At 56.0% G+C, this 16,842-nt stretch carries 20 protein-coding genes and 1 tRNA gene; 13 read left to right on the top strand and 8 right to left on the bottom strand.

Features of this window, described 5'->3' with window-relative positions:
- The first annotated feature begins 28 nt into the window (after positions 1-28).
- The 6 genes from LT85_RS27605 to map all read left to right on the top strand — a co-directional run bounded on the left by LT85_RS27605 (position 29) and on the right by map (position 3,743).
- The gene (locus LT85_RS27605) at positions 29-478 is read left to right on the top strand and encodes a DUF6708 domain-containing protein (RefSeq protein ID WP_367379783.1); all 450 of its coding nucleotides are present in this window, start codon (positions 29-31) and stop codon (positions 476-478) included.
- Positions 417-1,100, top strand: coding sequence for a DUF6708 domain-containing protein (locus LT85_RS27600; protein ID WP_367379812.1), 684 nt, complete (start codon positions 417-419; stop codon positions 1,098-1,100). Before LT85_RS27605 ends, LT85_RS27600 begins: the two co-directional genes overlap by 62 nt.
- Positions 1,101-1,223: 123 nt before the next feature.
- Positions 1,224-1,481, top strand: a complete 258-nt coding sequence (locus LT85_RS20295; RefSeq protein ID WP_038492575.1) for a PAAR domain-containing protein — start codon at positions 1,224-1,226, stop codon at positions 1,479-1,481.
- Between the two features lie 228 nt (positions 1,482-1,709).
- Positions 1,710-2,096: a hypothetical protein gene (locus LT85_RS20290; protein WP_038492572.1), complete on the top strand. Its 387-nt coding sequence runs from the start codon at positions 1,710-1,712 to the stop codon at positions 2,094-2,096.
- A gap of 212 nt (positions 2,097-2,308) precedes the next feature.
- A complete protein-coding gene (locus tag LT85_RS20285; RefSeq protein WP_038492569.1) occupies positions 2,309-2,917 on the top strand; it encodes a TetR/AcrR family transcriptional regulator in 609 nt (202 codons plus the stop codon).
- A 10-nt stretch (positions 2,918-2,927) separates the two neighbouring features.
- Positions 2,928-3,743, top strand: coding sequence for a type I methionyl aminopeptidase (gene map, locus LT85_RS20280; RefSeq protein ID WP_038492566.1), 816 nt, complete (start codon positions 2,928-2,930; stop codon positions 3,741-3,743).
- 30 nt (positions 3,744-3,773) lie between these two features.
- Here the strand turns inward: map and LT85_RS20275 are convergent, their stop codons facing one another.
- The 5 genes from LT85_RS20275 to mutL form a co-directional block, all read right to left on the bottom strand.
- Positions 3,774-4,334 (bottom strand): GNAT family N-acetyltransferase, encoded by a 561-nt coding sequence (locus LT85_RS20275; RefSeq protein WP_052135345.1) that lies wholly within the window; start codon positions 4,332-4,334, stop codon positions 3,774-3,776.
- Between the two features lie 38 nt (positions 4,335-4,372).
- Positions 4,373-4,909 (bottom strand): DUF2058 domain-containing protein, encoded by a 537-nt coding sequence (locus LT85_RS20270; RefSeq protein ID WP_038492563.1) that lies wholly within the window; start codon positions 4,907-4,909, stop codon positions 4,373-4,375.
- A gap of 226 nt (positions 4,910-5,135) precedes the next feature.
- Positions 5,136-5,212: transfer RNA gene (locus tag LT85_RS20265), tRNA-Met, on the bottom strand.
- An 86-nt stretch (positions 5,213-5,298) separates the two neighbouring features.
- A complete protein-coding gene (gene miaA, locus LT85_RS20260) occupies positions 5,299-6,270 on the bottom strand; it encodes a tRNA (adenosine(37)-N6)-dimethylallyltransferase MiaA (protein WP_038492560.1) in 972 nt (323 codons plus the stop codon).
- Between the two features lie 38 nt (positions 6,271-6,308).
- Positions 6,309-8,177, bottom strand: a complete 1,869-nt coding sequence (mutL, locus tag LT85_RS20255) for a DNA mismatch repair endonuclease MutL (RefSeq protein ID WP_038492557.1) — start codon at positions 8,175-8,177, stop codon at positions 6,309-6,311.
- A gap of 352 nt (positions 8,178-8,529) precedes the next feature.
- Here mutL and LT85_RS20250 point away from each other — a divergent pair, with 352 nt between their 5' ends.
- Positions 8,530-9,174: a VTT domain-containing protein gene (locus LT85_RS20250; protein ID WP_038492554.1), complete on the top strand. Its 645-nt coding sequence runs from the start codon at positions 8,530-8,532 to the stop codon at positions 9,172-9,174.
- Between the two features lie 108 nt (positions 9,175-9,282).
- Here the strand turns inward: LT85_RS20250 and LT85_RS20245 are convergent, their stop codons facing one another.
- A complete protein-coding gene (locus LT85_RS20245) occupies positions 9,283-10,644 on the bottom strand; it encodes an N-acetylmuramoyl-L-alanine amidase (protein WP_038492552.1) in 1,362 nt (453 codons plus the stop codon).
- On the bottom strand, positions 10,608-11,102 hold the full coding sequence (gene tsaE, locus LT85_RS20240; protein ID WP_038492549.1) for a tRNA (adenosine(37)-N6)-threonylcarbamoyltransferase complex ATPase subunit type 1 TsaE: 495 nt from the start codon (positions 11,100-11,102) through the stop codon (positions 10,608-10,610). The genes LT85_RS20245 and tsaE overlap by 37 nt, the downstream gene beginning before the upstream one ends.
- An 81-nt stretch (positions 11,103-11,183) precedes the next feature.
- On the opposite strand from tsaE, the gene queG reads away from it, so the two are divergent.
- Positions 11,184-12,314: a tRNA epoxyqueuosine(34) reductase QueG gene (queG, locus tag LT85_RS20235; protein WP_038492546.1), complete on the top strand. Its 1,131-nt coding sequence runs from the start codon at positions 11,184-11,186 to the stop codon at positions 12,312-12,314.
- Between the two features lie 12 nt (positions 12,315-12,326).
- Here queG and LT85_RS20230 read toward each other — a convergent pair whose 3' ends face one another.
- Entirely contained in the window at positions 12,327-13,220 is an 894-nt protein-coding gene (locus tag LT85_RS20230; RefSeq protein WP_038492544.1) for an AEC family transporter, read from the bottom strand.
- 497 nt (positions 13,221-13,717) lie between these two features.
- Here LT85_RS20230 and LT85_RS20225 point away from each other — a divergent pair, with 497 nt between their 5' ends.
- The 5 genes from LT85_RS20225 to plsY all read left to right on the top strand — a co-directional run bounded on the left by LT85_RS20225 (position 13,718) and on the right by plsY (position 16,830).
- Positions 13,718-14,251, top strand: coding sequence for a methylated-DNA--[protein]-cysteine S-methyltransferase (locus LT85_RS20225; RefSeq protein WP_081992584.1), 534 nt, complete (start codon positions 13,718-13,720; stop codon positions 14,249-14,251).
- Positions 14,248-15,186 carry a site-specific tyrosine recombinase XerD gene (xerD, locus tag LT85_RS20220; protein WP_081992582.1) on the top strand — a complete coding sequence of 313 codons (939 nt, stop codon included), beginning with the start codon at positions 14,248-14,250 and terminating at the stop codon, positions 15,184-15,186. The genes LT85_RS20225 and xerD overlap by 4 nt, the downstream gene beginning before the upstream one ends.
- 139 nt (positions 15,187-15,325) lie before the next feature.
- On the top strand, positions 15,326-15,535 hold the full coding sequence (locus tag LT85_RS20215; RefSeq protein ID WP_038496951.1) for a hypothetical protein: 210 nt from the start codon (positions 15,326-15,328) through the stop codon (positions 15,533-15,535).
- Between the two features lie 145 nt (positions 15,536-15,680).
- Positions 15,681-16,166 (top strand): Cys-tRNA(Pro) deacylase, encoded by a 486-nt coding sequence (ybaK, locus tag LT85_RS20210; RefSeq protein ID WP_038492539.1) that lies wholly within the window; start codon positions 15,681-15,683, stop codon positions 16,164-16,166.
- A gap of 43 nt (positions 16,167-16,209) precedes the next feature.
- Complete coding sequence (gene plsY, locus LT85_RS20205) at positions 16,210-16,830, top strand: glycerol-3-phosphate 1-O-acyltransferase PlsY (protein WP_038492536.1); 621 nt, start codon at positions 16,210-16,212, stop codon at positions 16,828-16,830.
- The last annotated feature ends 12 nt before the right edge of the window (positions 16,831-16,842 follow it).

The following is a 16,842-nucleotide window of genomic DNA, read 5'->3' as shown; positions in this document are numbered from 1 at the left end:
TATATGCTGAGCTCGATGAAAGAAGTTGATGGATGAACGCGCAATTCCGAATCAAAATGGCAAACCAATTCCAGCATGGGATTTACAGCATCGTTTACCAATTGACGTGCCGGTAGGGTCAGATTGCTGGGACGGTGGGACGATTTTCCGTATTAATTCGACTTATATGGATGTAACCGAGCAGCCATATTTGCAACGCCAATGGACAGCTGCGGCTACATTTATAGCACTATTTGTGATAGTAGGACTTTTAAGATTCGTTGGAATAATATTCAAGAACCCTCCTGACAATATTAGTTTTACTTTTCTTCTGGCTTGCACTCCTATTGTCGTTGGTGTCTTAGGTTTTGGCTATTTGGCCTTTAAATCAGGTCGCGACGAATTTTTTGGTTTGAAGCGTCGCCCTATCCGCTTCAATCGAGAGCAGCAAAAAATATACACAGTGCGGCGCAGGCGTTTTTTTTGTCAAGCCAGATGAGGGTGACATCACCTGGGAAGCAAATTGGGATAAAAATTCCATCTTTTGCATCCACAAGGAAAGAACCAATTACGGACTCTATTATCACATTCGGCACTACACGGTCGATGACAATGGCAATGTGGTTCGTGCATTCTCGATTGGCCGTGCCTGGTTCGGTAATTTAACTATCCTGCTGGCGCAATGGAATTATTGGTGCTGGTACATGAACCGCGGTCCGGCAGAATTGCCGAAGCCGATGCTGTTTCATACTGAACATGAAAGTTTGCGTGAGTCATTTTTGTTCGCGATGTATGGTTTTGGTATGACCGGAAGTCCAGCATACCGAATAGTTATGATGCCATTGACCTTGGTATGGGCATGTTTCCGTATCGTGGCGATTGCAACTTGTCGCAGTCTGATTTGGCCAAAATCGGTAGAGCAAGTTAGCGCCATACCGGCAGATGATGCTTACAATCAACCGCGTGGCGATACTCCCGTAGGCTGGGCTGAAACAGCGTTGGCGCAAGAACGGCATGACTATCCCTATAGCTCTAAAAAAGAAATGGATAACTGGCGCGGCGAAAAAGATGGCGAAGCCAATGCTTCGCTGTGGGCAGAAGACGTTTCGCCGAAGACGTAAATGCCGTAGCTTACGTCCCACAGGAAGACAGTCAATATTGTCTATTCTCCGTAGGGCTTTTCCCATGAATAAACGCGTTGTATGCGAAGTGATTTACCTGAACGCAGATTAAAGGAATGTGAAATGAAAGACGAAAACGGACGCGGCGTAATTCGCTTGGGAGACAAAACATCGCATGGCGGCGAGGTGATCACCGCCAGCGATAGTTTTACAGCGATGGGAAAAGCCGTCGCGCTGGAAGGTGACATGACGACCTGTCCTCAATGCAAAGGCAAGTTCGCCATCCACCCGGTAAACAGCACCCGCAAACACCATGGCAAGGCGGTCGCCTATCATGGCGATCCTACCGCCTGTGGTGCGACGCTGATTTCGTCGTTGTAACGGAAAGAATTGTGCTTTGAAACCGAGGGGAACAAAGTATCGAGTTAAAGATGGCGCAAGCCTGGCGCGACATGATTATTGACAAGAATGCGCCGATGCCACTGGCAAGCTATTGTGCGGTACTGTGCTCCCACAACACGTCGGGTAAGAATGAATAAAGTAAGAATTTTGTTGCTCTGCCTGCTCTGCGTTACTGCGCGCGTTTCCTACGCAGGCGAGGCGCTTGTCATGCCGCCAAATTTGCAGTGCAGCGCTACGGCGGCCGGTACTTTCGAAGGCAACATCAACGCCATTGCGCACGAACTGGACACGCGTTTGATTAGTGCGTTTGGCGAGAACTGGGCGGCTAAGGAAGCATCGAAAAACAAGAAGCAGATCGACCAGAAAACGATGTCGGAAATCGCGAAAATCGCCAGTTGTGCGGCGGTGCCGGATAAGGAATTGGGTTGCTCGATATTTTTCGATCCGGAATTCAGCAGCACCCTGGGTGCATTCACGATGCTGCCGGGAAGTGCGCCGTTACGGCAGCAGTTTGATGCCGCTCTCAATACCTTGCCCGAAGGAAAAGAGACGGCAGCGGCTGAATACTGCATGAAAAGTGTAGCGAGGAAGTAAGTCGCCCTGATCTTGAGACAAACCTGCATGCGTTCGAATGTAAGTGATTTCCATGATCCGGACTCGGTTCGACTCGCCAGCAGCAAACTGCGTTTGTAGATGATTTGCTGTGGAGACAGGACCGCTTCGCGCACACGGCCATAGCACCGGCGAACAAGACAAGGAATTAGGCGTCATTTGACAAATCCAAATAGAATCCGTATTCTATTTGGATGGTCAGACTCGCAAAATTTACCGAAGACAGCATTATCGATGCCTCCATCGAAATGGTCGCGCACTGCGGCGTGGCTGCCGTTTCCATCTCGGCCATTGCCGGCAAGGCCGGCGCGCCGACGGGATCGGTATACCACCGCTTTGAATCGCGCGGCGCCATCCTGGCGCGTGCCTGGCTGCGCGTGAAGTCGGATTTCCGCAACGCCGTGGCCTGCCACTGGTCCGAAGGCGATACCTGGGCCGCCGTTGCCGGTTTTCTGCAATGGTGCCGCGACAAACCCTTGTACGCCAAATTTCTGCTGCAATGCGAAGACTATCCCGTATTCAGCGAGCCGCTTTCGGCCGAGCTGAATGCTGCGCTGGAAGCCGAGCAGGAAGCGCTGGATTTGTGCTTCAGGCAGTGCCTGGCCCATATGCCGCAAGGCAGCGCGGACACCGGCGCTGAAGCGGAAGCTGTGTTGCGCTTTACGTTGTTCTCTTCACCGATCGCCATGATCAAACCCTACCTGCTGCAAGACCTGAACATTCCCGCGTGCATTGACGATGTCTTGCGCGCATCGCACGACGCCGTGGTTGCGGCGTATGCGGGCGACCCATCATTACATTGAGATAAAACAGATGCGATATTCGACCCAGAAAGAACACGGAAAACAGATACGCCTGCACGATGCAGAGCATTTTGAACACATGCGGATTGCAGGGCGGATTGCCGCCGACACGTTGGACTACATTGCGCCGCACGTGCAGGCTGGCGTTTCCACGGCCGAGTTGGACCGGCTATGCGAAGAGTTCATGCGCGCCGCAGGCAGCATACCGGCCACCATCGATTACCACGGCTACAAGCATGCCAGCTGCATTTCGGTCAACCATGTGGTCACACACGGCGTTCCTTCCGCTACCAAGATTCTGAAAACAGGCGACATCGTCAATGTCGACGTTACACCGAAGATTGAAGGCAACTGGCACGGCGACACCAGCCGTACTTTCAAAGTGGGCGAGGTGTCCATCCTCGCCGGCCGGCTGGTGGACGTTGCGTATCGCTCCATGATGGCAGGCGTGGCGCTGGTCAAGCCAGGCAACACGCTGGGCGACATAGGCGCCGAAATAGATGGCATCATCCGCGCCGCGGGATTTTCTTCGGTACGGGATTTCTGCGGGCACGGCGTGGGACAGATATTCCATGACACGCCGCAGGTAACGCACCAGGGCACGCGTGGTGCCGGCATCGTGTTGGAGCCAGGGATGTTTTTTACGATAGAGCCGATGGTTAATGCGGGCGGCTATCAGGTCAAGGTGTTGGGTGATAAGTGGACCACCGTCACTAAGGACCATTCGCTGTCCGCGCAGTTTGAACACACGGTGGCGGTCACCGAAAACGGCGTGGAGATATTCACGCTGTCGGCCAGGGAGAGGGAAGAACGGCAAATCGCCTGATGGGATAGTTGCTGCGCGAGCAAGCCGCAGCTACGGCATTTTATCCGCAGGGTTAACCAGTGAATTTAATACGTGGTCCTGCCACTTTCCTGCGATCCTTAAGTACGACTTGGCGTAGCCTTCCTTTTCAAATCCAAGGCCATGCAGTAGTTTTTCACTGCGAAGGTTGCCAGGCAAATGATTCGCCATGATCCGATGCAAGCCGACGCTTTCAAAGACATGCCGAATCGCCATATGCAGAGCTTCTTGCATATATCCCTTCCCCTGTGCGTCGTGCGCCAAAGAATATCCAAGATTGCATGCCATAAATGGCCCTTTGACGATATTGGTGAAATTGCATGCGCCAATCATCCGGTCTGAACCAATCTCACTGACTATGAAATGCAGCGCTGTACCGAGTTCGTGATTGGCATGCGCATTCTTGATCCGTTCCGAACACTGTTGCACATCAAAATAATCATCGTCGCGCAGCGGCTCCCACGGGGCCAGATGCTCTCTGTTTTTGATGTGGTATTCGGCAACTGCATCGACTCTATCTAAAGACAAGAGCTGCAATTCAAGTCTGTCTGTTCTCAGTTTGAAATTCTTCATGCATTGTCTCCAGCAATACACATCTTCCTGCGCCTGACCTACCACATCAAGTCGTCAGGAATCTGGAAGGCTGCATACGGATCATCCTCATCAATCTCGACGCCGGTCTTGTTCACCCGCACTACGAGCGACGGATCTCGCTCAGAGATTTTGTCAGCGATAATCCTGGGGACCAGCTCAGTCGCGCTGCCCAGGCAAACGATCACCAGGCGTCCGGCGATTAAATGCGCCTGGACCGCAGCCGACACATACAGCCGTTCGATTTTATTGTTGTGAGTGAAATTGTAGGCGATGTCGCCGGCGCCGGCGCTCTGGCGATTTTTCTGCACCATCTGGGCAATTTGCGCCATGATCGCCTTTTGGTTGGCGGCTGCATCCCGCTGGGCGTTGAGTTCGCGGGCGCGCTCGGCATTCTTGCGTTGCGCTTCGAGTGCGGCCACGCGCACCTCATCGACGCTTTGCACGCCGGTACGGCGTTCGATCTTTTTTTGCTTGGTTTTTTCCTGGTTGGCCACTTTGACCTTGTTTTTATCGACCAGGCCAGCTTTCAAAAGTTGTTCTTGCAACGAAACCATATGTACTACTCCGTAAATTGGGCCAGCCAGGGCAATGCTGCTGGCTGGTGGAAAGACGCTAGCATAGCAAAAATGTCGATTCCACAGACCCGCAATTGTGGCCTTGCTGCGCCAAACGCGTATTCAGTCAATGGGCGCAGTAAAGCGTTCAGAAACAAAAAACCCGCATCAGCACTGGGCTAGAAGCGGGTTTTTGTACGCCAAAGAACTTCCTTGGACGTGTATCTGGTGGTGATAGGTGGATTTGAACCACCGACCCCAGCATTATGAGTGCTGTGCTCTAACCAACTGAGCTATATCACCAATGAAGCCCTAAATTATGACGCATTTCTTCAAATGCTGTCAAGAAAAACAGGCTTCAGGTGCTGCAAAATGGCAACTGAAGCGTGTTATGGGCGTTTCAGGGCGTTTGTGACCGTCGCCAGTACGGTATCGGCGACATGATCGCCGATGCAGTCGATCACGATCCGGTCTGGTATGGCGCGTAGCCAGGTTAGCTGGCGTTTGGCTAGCTGGCGAGTGGCGGCGATGCCTTTTTCACGTAAATCCTGGTAGCCGTACTGGCCATCCAGATATTCCCAGGTTTGCCGGTAGCCGACGCAGCGCATCGATGGCAGGCCGAGGTGCAGGTCGCCGCGGGCGCGCAGGGTTTCGACTTCCTGTATTAAGCCGCCGCTTTGGGGATCCAGCATCAGGTCGAAGCGCTGGGCGATGCGGCCGTGCAATACGCTGCGGTCGGATGGCTCGAGGGCGATTGGCAATGTGTCGAAGGGCAATTCCGGTGCGGGCTGGTTGGTCAGCAACGAGGACATGGTCTGGCCGCTCAGTTCGATGATTTCCAGGGCGCGCTGGATGCGTTGGCTGTCGTTGGGTTTGAGGCGTGCTGCGGTCACCGGGTCGAGCAGCGCCAGTTTGGCGTGCATGCCGGGTACGCCGATCACGGCGGCTTCGACGTCTAGCCTGGCGCGTAGCGCCGGATCGGCTTGCGGCAGGGCGTCGAGGCCGTCGCGCAGGGCTTTGAAATACAGCATGGTGCCGCCAACCATGAGCACTTGCTTGCCGCGCGCATGGATGTCTGCGAACAGGCGCAGGGTGTCGTCGCGGAATTGCATGGCCGAATAGGACTGTGTCGGCTCCATGATGTCGATCAGGTGGTGCGGCACGGCGTCGAGTTCTGCGCGGCTGGGCTTGGCGGTGCCGATGTCCATGCCGCGGTATACCAGCGCCGAATCGACCGAGATGATTTCGGACGGGATGTGACGGGCGATTTCCAGCGCGGATGCGGTTTTTCCGGACGCGGTGGGGCCCATGATGGCGACTACCAGCGGTTTTTGTCCGGGACTTGCTGAGGGTGATGGCATGCTGCTTTTTTCTGCGATTTTTCGCGTTTTCCCGGCGACTATTGGCCGCGCAGGAAGAGTTTATCCAGGTCGGAGAGCGCCAACTGGCTCCAGGTGGGGCGGCCGTGGTTGCATTGGTCTGCGCGTTCGGTGGCTTCCATCTGGCGTAGCAGGGCGTTCATTTCCGGCGCCGTCAGGATGCGGTTGGCGCGCACTGCGGTGTGGCAGGCCAGCGTGCCGAGCAGTTCATTGCGACGCTCCACCAGTACCCGCGAGCCGCCGAATTCGCGCACGTCGCGCAATACGTCACGCGCCAGTGTTTGCGCATCGGCGTTTTTCAGCAAGGCTGGTACTGAGCGCACCGCTAGCGTGGTGGGGGAAATGGCGGCGATGTCGAAGCCCAGCGCGTGCAGGGTTTCCTGGTTTTCTTCGGCGGTGCCAACTTCCACCGCATCGGCGAAGAACGTCACCGGGATCAACAGCGGCTGTACTTGCATGGCGTCTTCATCCAGTGCGCCTTTGAGTTGTTCGTAAAGGATGCGCTCGTGAGCGGCGTGCATGTCGACCAGCACCAGGCCTTTGGTGTTTTGCGCCAGGATGTAAATACCATGCAGCTGCGCCAGGGCAAAGCCGAGCGGGAAATCATCGCTGGGCAAGGTCTGGCTGGCTGCTTGCGGTATCGCTTGGTAGCTTGACGTACTTCCGTCCATCGAGCGTGGGTTGTCTGTGAACAAGGCGCCATAATTGGCGGTGGTTTGCGCGATGCCGTTTGCGCTCGGGCCGAACGAGGTTTGCTGCTGCGGCACTTGAGGCGGCATTTGAGCGCCAGGTTGCAGGATCGCTTGCAGATGTTCTTGCGAACCGCGAATCCAGGGCATGGCGCTGCTAGGCGACGCCAGTGGCGCCGGCGTGGCGCCGAAAGAGGTCGCGGAAGTTTGCGCCAGCGCACGGCTGACAGCATGAAACACGAACTGGTGCACCGCGCGGCTATCGCGGAAGCGCACTTCGATTTTCGAGGGATGCACATTGACGTCGACCAGCGCGGGATCCAGGTCCAGGCCCAACACATAGGAAGGGTAGCGGTCGCCGTGCAGCACGTCTTGATAAGCGGCGCGCACGGCATGCACCAGCAATTTGTCGCGCACGAAGCGACCGTTGACGTAGAAATATTGCGCATCGGCGCGCGCCTTGGAGGCGGTCGGCAGGCCGACAAAGCCATGCAGGCGCAGTGGGCCTGCGGCTTCGTCCAGCGCCAGGCGGGCGTTGGCGAATTCGTTGCCGAGGATGCCGGCGCTGCGTTTGGCCATTTCCGTGACGATCCAGTGATCGACGGTCTTGCCATTGTGGGTCAGCGAAAATGATACATCCGGCCGAGCCAGCGCAATGCGCCTGACGACTTCTGCGCAATGGCCGAACTCGGTCTGGTCGGACTTGAGGAATTTGCGTCTGGCCGGCGTATTGAAATACAAATCCTGGACGTCGACGGTGGTGCCTTGCGCGCCTGACGATGGGGTCACCGCCAGCGTGCTGCCATCGATTTCCGAGGCGTGTGCGGCATCCGCGGTACGCGAGGTCAAGGTCAGTTGCGACACAGATGCGATCGAGGCCAGGGCTTCGCCGCGAAAACCTAGCGTGGCGACGTTTTCCAGATCGTGCAATGAAGCGATTTTTGAGGTGGCGTGACGCGCTAGCGCCAGCGGCAATTGTTCCGGCGTGATGCCGCGGCCGTTGTCGGTGATGGCGATGCGCTTGACGCCGCCTTGTTCGAGCCGGACTGTGATCTGGCTGGCGCCGGCGTCGAGGGCGTTTTCCAGCAATTCCTTGACTACGGCGGACGGGCGTTCGACCACTTCACCCGCCGCAATTTGCGAAATCAGGTTGTCGGGCAGCTGCTGGATGGAGCGGATAGGGGAGAGCGGTGCATTCATGCAGCGATTATACCGAAGCCGGACTGCCAGCTCCCGGCTGCTGTATAAAGAGACAATGTGATAAAGGGACAAAGCAACAAAGAGACAAAGCGCCTAAGCACATGCTCGCTGTCATCATGGCGTTTGCCGGGACAAACAATTGCCGAATCTGTCATTTTGCCGTCTTCGGTAGTGTATTATTCCGGCGCTACCTGAGGAATAATCGGCCTGGATTCCTCGGTGAGACGGGTGTGAAACGATCAACGCGCCGACAGCATTTTCACCCGGTTTGGTGAACTTTATTCAACAAAAGAAAGTCAGTGTGCATAAGACTTTCCATTATAAATAGCGGTCAACTGAGGAATCTAGGTTTATGGACTTTATGCAATTCGTCGACATCATCCTGCATGTCGATAAATCCCTGGGGTTCCTGATTCGGGAATACGGCACGTTGGTGTACATGGTGCTATTCCTGATCGTGTTTTGCGAAACAGGCCTGGTGGTATTCCCGTTCCTGCCCGGCGATACCTTGCTGTTCATCGGCGGTGCGTTTTGTGCGACCGGCGAGATGAATATCTGGCTGCTGATGGCATTGCTGCTCATTGCGGCGACTACCGGCAACACGCTGAATTACTGGATCGGCAGCCTGATCGGGCATAAGGTCTATACCCACGACTATCGCTGGCTGGACAAGAACGCCTTGCAAAAGACCCATGCGTTCTATGAGCACCACGGCGGCAAGACCATTATCCTGTCGCGTTTCGTGCCGATCGTGCGCACTTTCGCGCCGTTTGTGGCGGGGGTGTCGGAAATGACGTTTTCCAAATTCCAGTTTTTTAATATTATCGGCGCGCTAGCCTGGGTGGTTGGCCTGGTGTCCGCCGGCTATTTCTTTGGCAATATTCCTGTCATCCGTGATCACCTCAACACGATCGTGCTGATAGGGGTTGGCGCGGCAGTCGTGCCGGTGGCGCTGGGCGGTCTGTGGAAGTTCTACAAGAAGATGCGCGGCGCCTGAGTCGATCGGCGTAATTCTAAAGCGGAATAAAAGAAGGGCTGGCTGCATATCTTGCAGCCAGCCCTTCTTGTTTTAATGCTACGTTTTCTTGAGTTTTTGGTTTGCACCTCAGGTGAGGACATTCCTCGCCAGCGGCGGATTGTGGGCAAAGTACTTCTTGATGCCCTTCAGGATCGCATCCGCCATCTGGTCCTGATAGGCATTGTCGGTCAGCTTGGCTTCTTCTTCCGGATTGGAAATGAAGGCTGTCTCGATCAGGATGCTCGGAATATCAGGCGCCTTCAGCACCGCAAAGCCGGCTTGTTCCACTGAACCCTTGTGCAATTTGTTGATGCCGCCGATTTCGCCCAATACCGCGCCGCCCAGTTTCATGCTGTCGCTGATCTGCGCCGTGGTCGATAAATCGAGCAAGACGCTGGCCAGCTGGCGGTCATGGCTCTTGATGTTGATGCCGCCGATCATGTCGGCCGAATTCTCCTTGTTGGCGAGCCAGCGCGCTGCGGTTGAGCTGGCGCCTTTCTCTGACAGGGCAAACACCGACGAGCCGCGTGCAGACGGCGTCACAAACGCATCTGCGTGGATGGAGACGAACAGGTCGGCTTGTACCTTGCGGGCTTTTTGCACACGCACGCCGAGCGGCACGAAGAAATCGGCATCGCGCGTCAGCATGACCCGCATGTTGGGCTGTTGTTCAATGCGCGCCTTGAGGCGTTTGGCGATCGACAGCACCACGTGTTTTTCATGATTGCCGCCGCTGCCGGTCGCGCCCGGATCTTCGCCGCCATGGCCGGGATCCAGCGCGATGGTGATCATGCGGGTCAGGTTCGAGCTGCGTTCAGGCTTGGGATCGTTGCGGGCGATTTGTGATTGATCCGGCTGCGGTTGCGGCTGTGGTTGCAGCGTCGGCGCAGGCTTGGGATCGGGTTTGGTTTGCGCAACCGGTGGCGTAACTTCCCCCGGAGTGGAAGAGGGCCATTCGCCTTTTTCGATCATCATTGCGATTGGGTCGGGCGGGTTGACCGGATACAAGTCAAACACCAAGCGGTGCTGGTAGCCGGCTACCGGCGGCAGGGTGAATACCTGGGGTTTGACTTCTTCCTTGAGGTCAAACACCAGCCGCACCACACCCGGGCGGTTCTGGCCGACGCGGACTTGCTTGATATAGGGATCGTTAGGCTGGATCTTGGCGACCAGCTCTTTCAGGGTTGAGTTGAGTTCGATGCCTTCGATGTCGACGACCATGCGATCCGGGTTTTGCACCACGAAATGGCTGGTTTTCAGATCCGAGTCGTTTTCCAGGGTGACGCGGGTGTAGTCATCCGCCGGCCAGACCCGTACTGCGACAATTTGTGCGGCCCGAGCCACGCTTGGCACCAGCACCGAAATGAGCAGGGTCCCCCCCGCTTTTAGCACAGTGCGGCGGGTCTTCGATTTTAGAGGTTTGGAGCAAATTTCAGTCGAGCGAGACATTGACTACCCTTATCAGATAACGCCTGCAATTCTACATCACGTCCCTTGTCGGAAACACTGGAAACGCTGAGTAATACGTTGATGTCGGGTGGCGGCAACGCTGCGGCGGCTTTTTCCGGCCATTCGACGATACAGATGGTGCTTTGGTTGAAATATTCGCGAAAACCGGCTTCCAGGAATTCATCCGGACTGGCCATCCGATACAGGTCGAAGTGCATTACTTCGACGCTGTGTTTGTCTATCTGGATGGAATAAGGTTCCACCAAGGTGTAAGTCGGGCTTTTTACATGGCCCTGGTAACCGGCGGCATGCAACAAAGCCCGCGTCAGCGCGGTCTTGCCGGCGCCGAGATCACCATGTAAATGGATCGCCATGCCGGGCAGCAAGGCGCGGGCCAAGGCAGCACCCAATGCATTGGTGCCGGCTTCATCATGCAGGTGGGTTGTAAAATGCGACATCTCGTTACATAGTCCTCTATAGTAAATTCGTTCGTGTCTTTTTGAATCGCACCGGCCATGGCAGTCTCACAGCAGCACCTTATGCAGCAAAATTCGCAACAAAACGCGCCGGATCCCGATCTGGCGGCGCTCGCCACCACTATCAAGGCCTGGGGGCGTGAGCTCGGTTTTGCCGATATCCGTATCAGCGACGTCGACCTGACCGAGCAAGAGGCTGGATTCCAGGCGTGGCTGGCGCTCGGCTATCACGGTGAGATGGATTATATGGCAGCGCACGGAATGAAGCGCGCCCGGCCTGCCGAATTGGTGCCGGGGACGATCCGGGCGATTGCAGTACGGATGGATTATCTGCCGCGCGCCTTCCAGGATGCGCCGGGTGAATGGCGTCCGCTTGAGCAAGCGCGGCTCGATCCTGCGGCTGCGGGCATGGCGACGGTGTCGCTATACGCCCGTGGCCGCGACTATCACAAGGTCATCCGTTCGCGGCTGCAGCAACTGGCGGACCGCATCAAGGCCGAAATCGGCGAATTCGGCTATCGGGTGTTTACCGATTCGGCGCCGGTGATGGAGGTGGCGCTGGCGCAGAAAGCCGGCCTCGGCTGGCGCGGCAAGCATACCTTGCTGCTGAATCGCGAAGCCGGCTCATTCTTCTTTCTCGGCGAAATCCTGACCGACTTGCCGTTGCCGGTCGACCAGGCCACCAGTTCCCATTGCGGGCAATGCAGCGCGTGCATCGATGTCTGCCCGACCGAGGCGATAGTCGGGCCTTACAAGCTTGATGCGCGCCGTTGCATCTCTTATCTGACGATCGAACTCAAAGGCAGCATTCCGCTCGAACTGCGGCCCCTTATCGGCAACCGCGTTTACGGCTGCGACGATTGCCAGCTGTTTTGTCCTTGGAACAAATTTGCGCAGCCATCTGCGCTGGGCGATTTCGATGTGCGTAACGGTCTTGACCAGGCCACGCTGGTGGAGTTGTTCAGTTGGACCGAAGAGCAATTCAACAGCCGCATGGAAGGTAGCCCGATCCGCCGCATCGGCCATCAGCGCTGGTTGCGCAATATAGCGGTTGGTCTCGGCAACACTGCCGCTGCGGGCGTTAGCTCGCCGGACATCATCGCCGCGCTACAGTCGCGCAGCGACGATCCGTCAGAGCTGGTGCGAGAGCACGTGGCTTGGGCCTTGCAGCAGCATGGCGTCGGTCCGGCCTAGTGCTGAAGCCGCTTAGTGCTGCAGCATCCACAGCCAGAACGGCAAGGTCAAGGCTGACAACATGGTGCCGACTGAAATCAAGACTGCTACCAAAGGACCGTTGCCACCCATGCGGGCTGCCAGGATATAGGCGCTGGAGGCGGTAGGCAGGGCGCAAAACAGCACGACGATCTGCAACTGCGCTGGCGCCAGGCCTGCCCATTGTCCCAGCAGCCAGGCCATGGCGGGTACCGCCATCAGTTTGATCATCAGGAAATACGCCGATAGTCCCTTGGCTTGATGGATGCCGCTCAGGCGCAAACCCGCGCCAACCAGCAGCAAGCCCAGCGCCAGTGCAGCGTTGCCCAGCCGCGACAGCACAGCGCCGGCGACTTCCGGCATGGGCAAGCCGCATAAACTGTACAGTAAGCCACAGGCGGTGGCGATGAGCAGCGGATTGCGCGCCAGCTCCTTGAACAGGCCGCCGCTCTTGTGCGCCAGCGCATGCACCGCCGCCAGGTTACACAAGGGCACGCCAAAGCCGATCAGCATGGCCATCATGCCGGTGGCCTGCTCGCCGCCCAGCCGCGCCGCCAAAGCCAGCGCCATATAGGAATTGAAGCGGTAGCTGGTTTGCATGCCGGATTCATAATCCATCGGCGCGGCCTTGATCCATGGCTTGCCCAGCCAGGTCAGGATGATGGCGCCGGACAGTGCGCACATGCCTACCGCTAGCATCTTGCCGCTGGTGTCGAAGCTGAGCGGGGTGCGGGCAGTGGAATAAAAAAGCAAAGCGGGGAAGAGCAGGAAATACACCAGCTTTTCCGCCCCGGTCCAGAATGCGCTTTCCCAGTTGCTAATACGGTACAAAACCGTTCCCAGCAATATCAAAGAAAAATCGGGAAGTAACAGGTTGACGATATACATAGCGTGGCGGATATTGGAAGAAAAACGCTCCGGTTCAGGAGCGGGACAGGTGAATGTCCAATGGTTGCGCTGTCATTAATTTCCATGTGGAAATTAACTTGAATAATTTGATAAGGCTTTAGTGTAAACCTATGTTGTTTAGCCAAAATGATTCATATAAATTATTTGTTAAATCCGGGTAACACCTGTTACAGTGCGACCACAATTTGACATTGCAGAATAAAAAACCAGCGGTTGTGTCCGCTTGATCTGGTTTCAGGTTTTTTGTCGTGCGGTAGTTTTATGTGGCACAGGATTCGGATTTTTTAAGCAGCAGAAAAAGCGGCAACGCGCTTGAATTACAGAGTTACAGGTGGTGGTGCATAAGAACGGTATTGATACCGGGGATACTGAGGAGACAGTGCGATCCAAATGAAGCTGTATAAACAGCCGGGATTGCACACGGAGTAATTTGAGGCGCATCGACAGATGCGCCTTTTTTATTTTATGCTAGCGGTATGAATATAATCTCTGATAGTCCGCTTAAGCGCGTAGCCGGCGGTCAGTTGCCTGCCCAGCATTTCACTGCCGTGGTCGCCGCGCCATTCGGTGCGGTCGGCATCCGTACCGACGCCGGCCTGTTGCGCGAACTGGTCTATCTGCCTCCCTCATTCCACGAAAAAGATGCCAGCGACGCCTTGTCTGCACGGGTGGCCGAGCAGGTTTGTCGTTATTTCGCACAACCTGATTTTCGCTTCGACCTGCCGTTAGCGCCTCTTGGCACCGCTTTTCAGCACAGAGTGTGGAAAGCGATTTCTGCCATACCGCGCGGCGAAATTCTCACTTATGGCCAGGTCGCCAAGCTGATCGAATCGGCGCCGCGCGCGGTCGGCCAGGCTTGCGGCGCCAACTGGTTTCCGCTGGTGATTCCCTGCCATCGCGTGACCGCATCCGGCGGCATAGGCGGCTTTTCCCATCACGATGATGCCGACGGCTTTCATCTGCGGGTCAAGCGCTGGCTGCTGCAGCACGAAGGCGTGACCGGCTTGTGAGAAGATCCAAGGCCGAACTCCAGGCCAGACCAGTGCTCAACGCCGAACATCAAACCGCCATCGACGAGTTTTGCGATAGCTTGTGGCTGGAAGACGGCCTGGCCAAGAATTCGCTGGAAGCCTATCGGCGCGACATGACCTTGTTTGCCCTGTGGCTGCAGGAGCAGCCGGACTACAAGCCATTGTTTGCGGTCCAGGCCGGCGATCTGAACGCCTATTTCCTGGCCAAGCACGACAGCAGCAAGGCGACTTCGTCGAATCGCCGCCTGGCGGTGCTGAAGCGATTCTATCTGCTGGCGCTGCGGCAAAATCGCATCAGTACCGATCCCTGCCTGCATCTGCGTTCGGCCAAGCAGGCGCCGCGCTTTCCCAAGGTATTGTCGGAAGCGCAGGTAGAGGCGCTGCTGGCGGCGCCTGACGTCAGTACGCCGCTCGGCCTGCGTGACCGCACCATGCTGGAGCTGATGTACGCCAGCGGTTTGCGCGTATCCGAGCTGGTGCTGTTGAAATCGCTGGAAGTCGGCATGAACGAAGGCGTCTTGCGAATTACCGGCAAGGGCAATAAAACCCGTTTGCTTCCATTTGGCGAAGAAGCGCGCAACTGGATCGTGCGTTATCTGAAAGACGCGCGTGGCCAGATCCTGGATGGGCAGATGGATGACGCCCTGTTTGTGACGGCGCGCGGAGGCGCCATGACGCGGCAGATGTTCTGGACCCTGATCAAGAAATACGCTGCCAAGGCGGTGATCAACGCCCCGTTGTCGCCGCATACCCTGCGCCACGCATTCGCCACCCATCTGTTGAATCACGGCGCGGACTTGCGCGTTGTGCAGCTATTGCTGGGACATGCCGATATATCGACCACGCAGATTTATACGCATGTGGCGCGGGAGCGTCTGAAAGCCTTGCATGCGGCACATCATCCGCGCGGCTAGAATGTACTCAAAAAATTGCTTTTAAGTAATGAAAAATGAGCGATTTGTTAATGTGCCGAGCCATTGAATTCTGCGTCTTTCCAATTATTCTCCTGTATCCTGTACTACATCATTCAAGATGTCTATTAAGGGGGCGCAATTGGCAAAAACGAATTTTCAGTACGAAAAACGGCAAAAGGAATTAGAAAAGAAAAAAAAGAAGGAAGAAAAGCTGAAGCGCAAGCTGGAGAAAGGTTCTTCTTCCGAAACTGAAGCCGAAGCTGAAGAAGGCGCGGACGAAAGTGTAGAGCCTGTGCCGGGCGAACCTGCGGCAGGGGAACCTGCGAGCGACGAACCGAAGCAGCCTTAAGCGAGACGATGGCGGCTTGACCCTCGGGATAGCGGATCAGAACCAAGTCACTGCCGCGATCCGTGATGCCGCTGTATCAGCTTTACGAAAGACCATTTGCAAGCAGACGCCTCTATATAAAAGGCGCTGCATTCAAATCTCCTGTATGACAAAACATATTTCAGAGACTCCGGCCACGCAATTCCTGCGCAAGCACGGTGCGCTCTTTTCCGAACATCCCTACCCCTATGAGGAACACGGCGGCACCACGGTATCGGCGCGTGCGCTGGGGGTGGATGAGCATCATGTGGTGAAGACGCTGGTCATGCAGGATGAGGCGGCCAAGCCGCTGATCATCCTGATGCACGGCGACCGCAAAGTGTCGACCAAGAATCTGGCGCGGCAAACCGGCCATAAATCTGTCGAGCCGTGCAAACCGGAGGTGGCGAACCGTCATTCCGGCTACCTGATCGGCGGGACTTCGCCTTTTGCCACGCGCAAGCAGTTGCCCGTCTATATAGAAGAGAGCATCCTGAGCTTGCCGAAGATATATATTAACGGTGGCCGGCGTGGTTACCTGATCGGGGTGGCGCCGCACATCGTGGTCGATCTGCTGCAGGCAAAAGCAGTCCAATGTGCGCTGGAAGAATAAGCATCAACTTTAAATCGATTAAGACAAAAAGAAAGAGACACGCATGTACACACTGTTATTCGTGATTGCCGCCTACCTGCTGGGTTCGATTTCGTTCGGCATCGTCACCAGCAAGCTGTTCGGATTGGGAGACCCGCGCACTTATGGCTCCAATAATCCTGGCGCCACCAACGTACTGCGCAGCGGTAATAAATCGGCGGCTGCACTGACCTTGCTGGGCGATGGCTTCAAGGGCTGGCTGGCGGTGTGGCTGACGCAAAAATACGGACCGCAATTCGGCCTTGGCGACGGTGCTGTGGCGCTGATCGCAGTAGCCGTTTTTTTGGGACATCTGTGGCCGATATTTTTTCGTTTCGCCGGCGGCAAAGGCGTGGCGACCTTGCTGGGTATTTTGATAGGCATCAATCCATTGCTGGGCCTGGCCACTATCGGCACTTGGCTGATCGTGGCTTACGCTTTCCGTTATTCCTCGCTGGCGGCGTTGATTGCAAGTGTGTTCGCACCTTTCTTCTACACTTTGATGGAAGGGCCTGACATGATCTTGCTGGCGATTGTAGTGATGAGCGCCTTGCTGATATATCGCCATGCCAAAAACATCGGCAACCTGCTGGCTGGCAAAGAAAGCCGTATCGGTTCCAAGAAAAATGGCGGCAAGGCGGCATAGCCGTTGCGGGGA

It is taken from the genome of Collimonas arenae (genome assembly GCF_000786695.1).
Classification (GTDB): Bacteria; Pseudomonadota; Gammaproteobacteria; order Burkholderiales; family Burkholderiaceae_D; genus Collimonas; species Collimonas arenae_A.
The sequence above is the reverse complement of the archived record's forward strand: the minus strand, read 5'-3'. Positions and strand labels throughout refer to the sequence as shown.

Excerpts from the sequence above, each read along its gene's own strand:
- LT85_RS20230 (WP_038492544.1), bottom strand. The coding sequence starts at position 13,220 with ATGTATATCGTCAACCTGTTACTTCCCGATTTTTCTTTGATATTGCTG.
- LT85_RS20270 (WP_038492563.1), bottom strand. The coding sequence starts at position 4,909 with ATGGTTTCGTTGCAAGAACAACTTTTGAAAGCTGGCCTGGTCGATAAA.
- LT85_RS20225 (WP_081992584.1), top strand. The coding sequence starts at position 13,718 with ATGAATATAATCTCTGATAGTCCGCTTAAGCGCGTAGCCGGCGGTCAG.
- LT85_RS27605 (WP_367379783.1), top strand. The coding sequence starts at position 29 with ATGGATGAACGCGCAATTCCGAATCAAAATGGCAAACCAATTCCAGCA.
- miaA (WP_038492560.1), bottom strand. The coding sequence starts at position 6,270 with ATGCCATCACCCTCAGCAAGTCCCGGACAAAAACCGCTGGTAGTCGCC.
- mutL (WP_038492557.1), bottom strand. The coding sequence starts at position 8,177 with ATGAATGCACCGCTCTCCCCTATCCGCTCCATCCAGCAGCTGCCCGAC.
- plsY (WP_038492536.1), top strand. The coding sequence starts at position 16,210 with ATGTACACACTGTTATTCGTGATTGCCGCCTACCTGCTGGGTTCGATT.
- LT85_RS20290 (WP_038492572.1), top strand. The coding sequence starts at position 1,710 with ATGCCGCCAAATTTGCAGTGCAGCGCTACGGCGGCCGGTACTTTCGAA.
- LT85_RS20295 (WP_038492575.1), top strand. The coding sequence starts at position 1,224 with ATGAAAGACGAAAACGGACGCGGCGTAATTCGCTTGGGAGACAAAACA.
- ybaK (WP_038492539.1), top strand. The coding sequence starts at position 15,681 with ATGACAAAACATATTTCAGAGACTCCGGCCACGCAATTCCTGCGCAAG.
- queG (WP_038492546.1), top strand. The coding sequence starts at position 11,184 with ATGCAGCAAAATTCGCAACAAAACGCGCCGGATCCCGATCTGGCGGCG.
- LT85_RS20285 (WP_038492569.1), top strand. The coding sequence starts at position 2,309 with ATGGTCAGACTCGCAAAATTTACCGAAGACAGCATTATCGATGCCTCC.
- LT85_RS20245 (WP_038492552.1), bottom strand. The coding sequence starts at position 10,644 with ATGTCTCGCTCGACTGAAATTTGCTCCAAACCTCTAAAATCGAAGACC.
- map (WP_038492566.1), top strand. The coding sequence starts at position 2,928 with ATGCGATATTCGACCCAGAAAGAACACGGAAAACAGATACGCCTGCAC.
- LT85_RS20275 (WP_052135345.1), bottom strand. The coding sequence starts at position 4,334 with ATGAAGAATTTCAAACTGAGAACAGACAGACTTGAATTGCAGCTCTTG.
- LT85_RS20250 (WP_038492554.1), top strand. The coding sequence starts at position 8,530 with ATGGACTTTATGCAATTCGTCGACATCATCCTGCATGTCGATAAATCC.
- tsaE (WP_038492549.1), bottom strand. The coding sequence starts at position 11,102 with ATGTCGCATTTTACAACCCACCTGCATGATGAAGCCGGCACCAATGCA.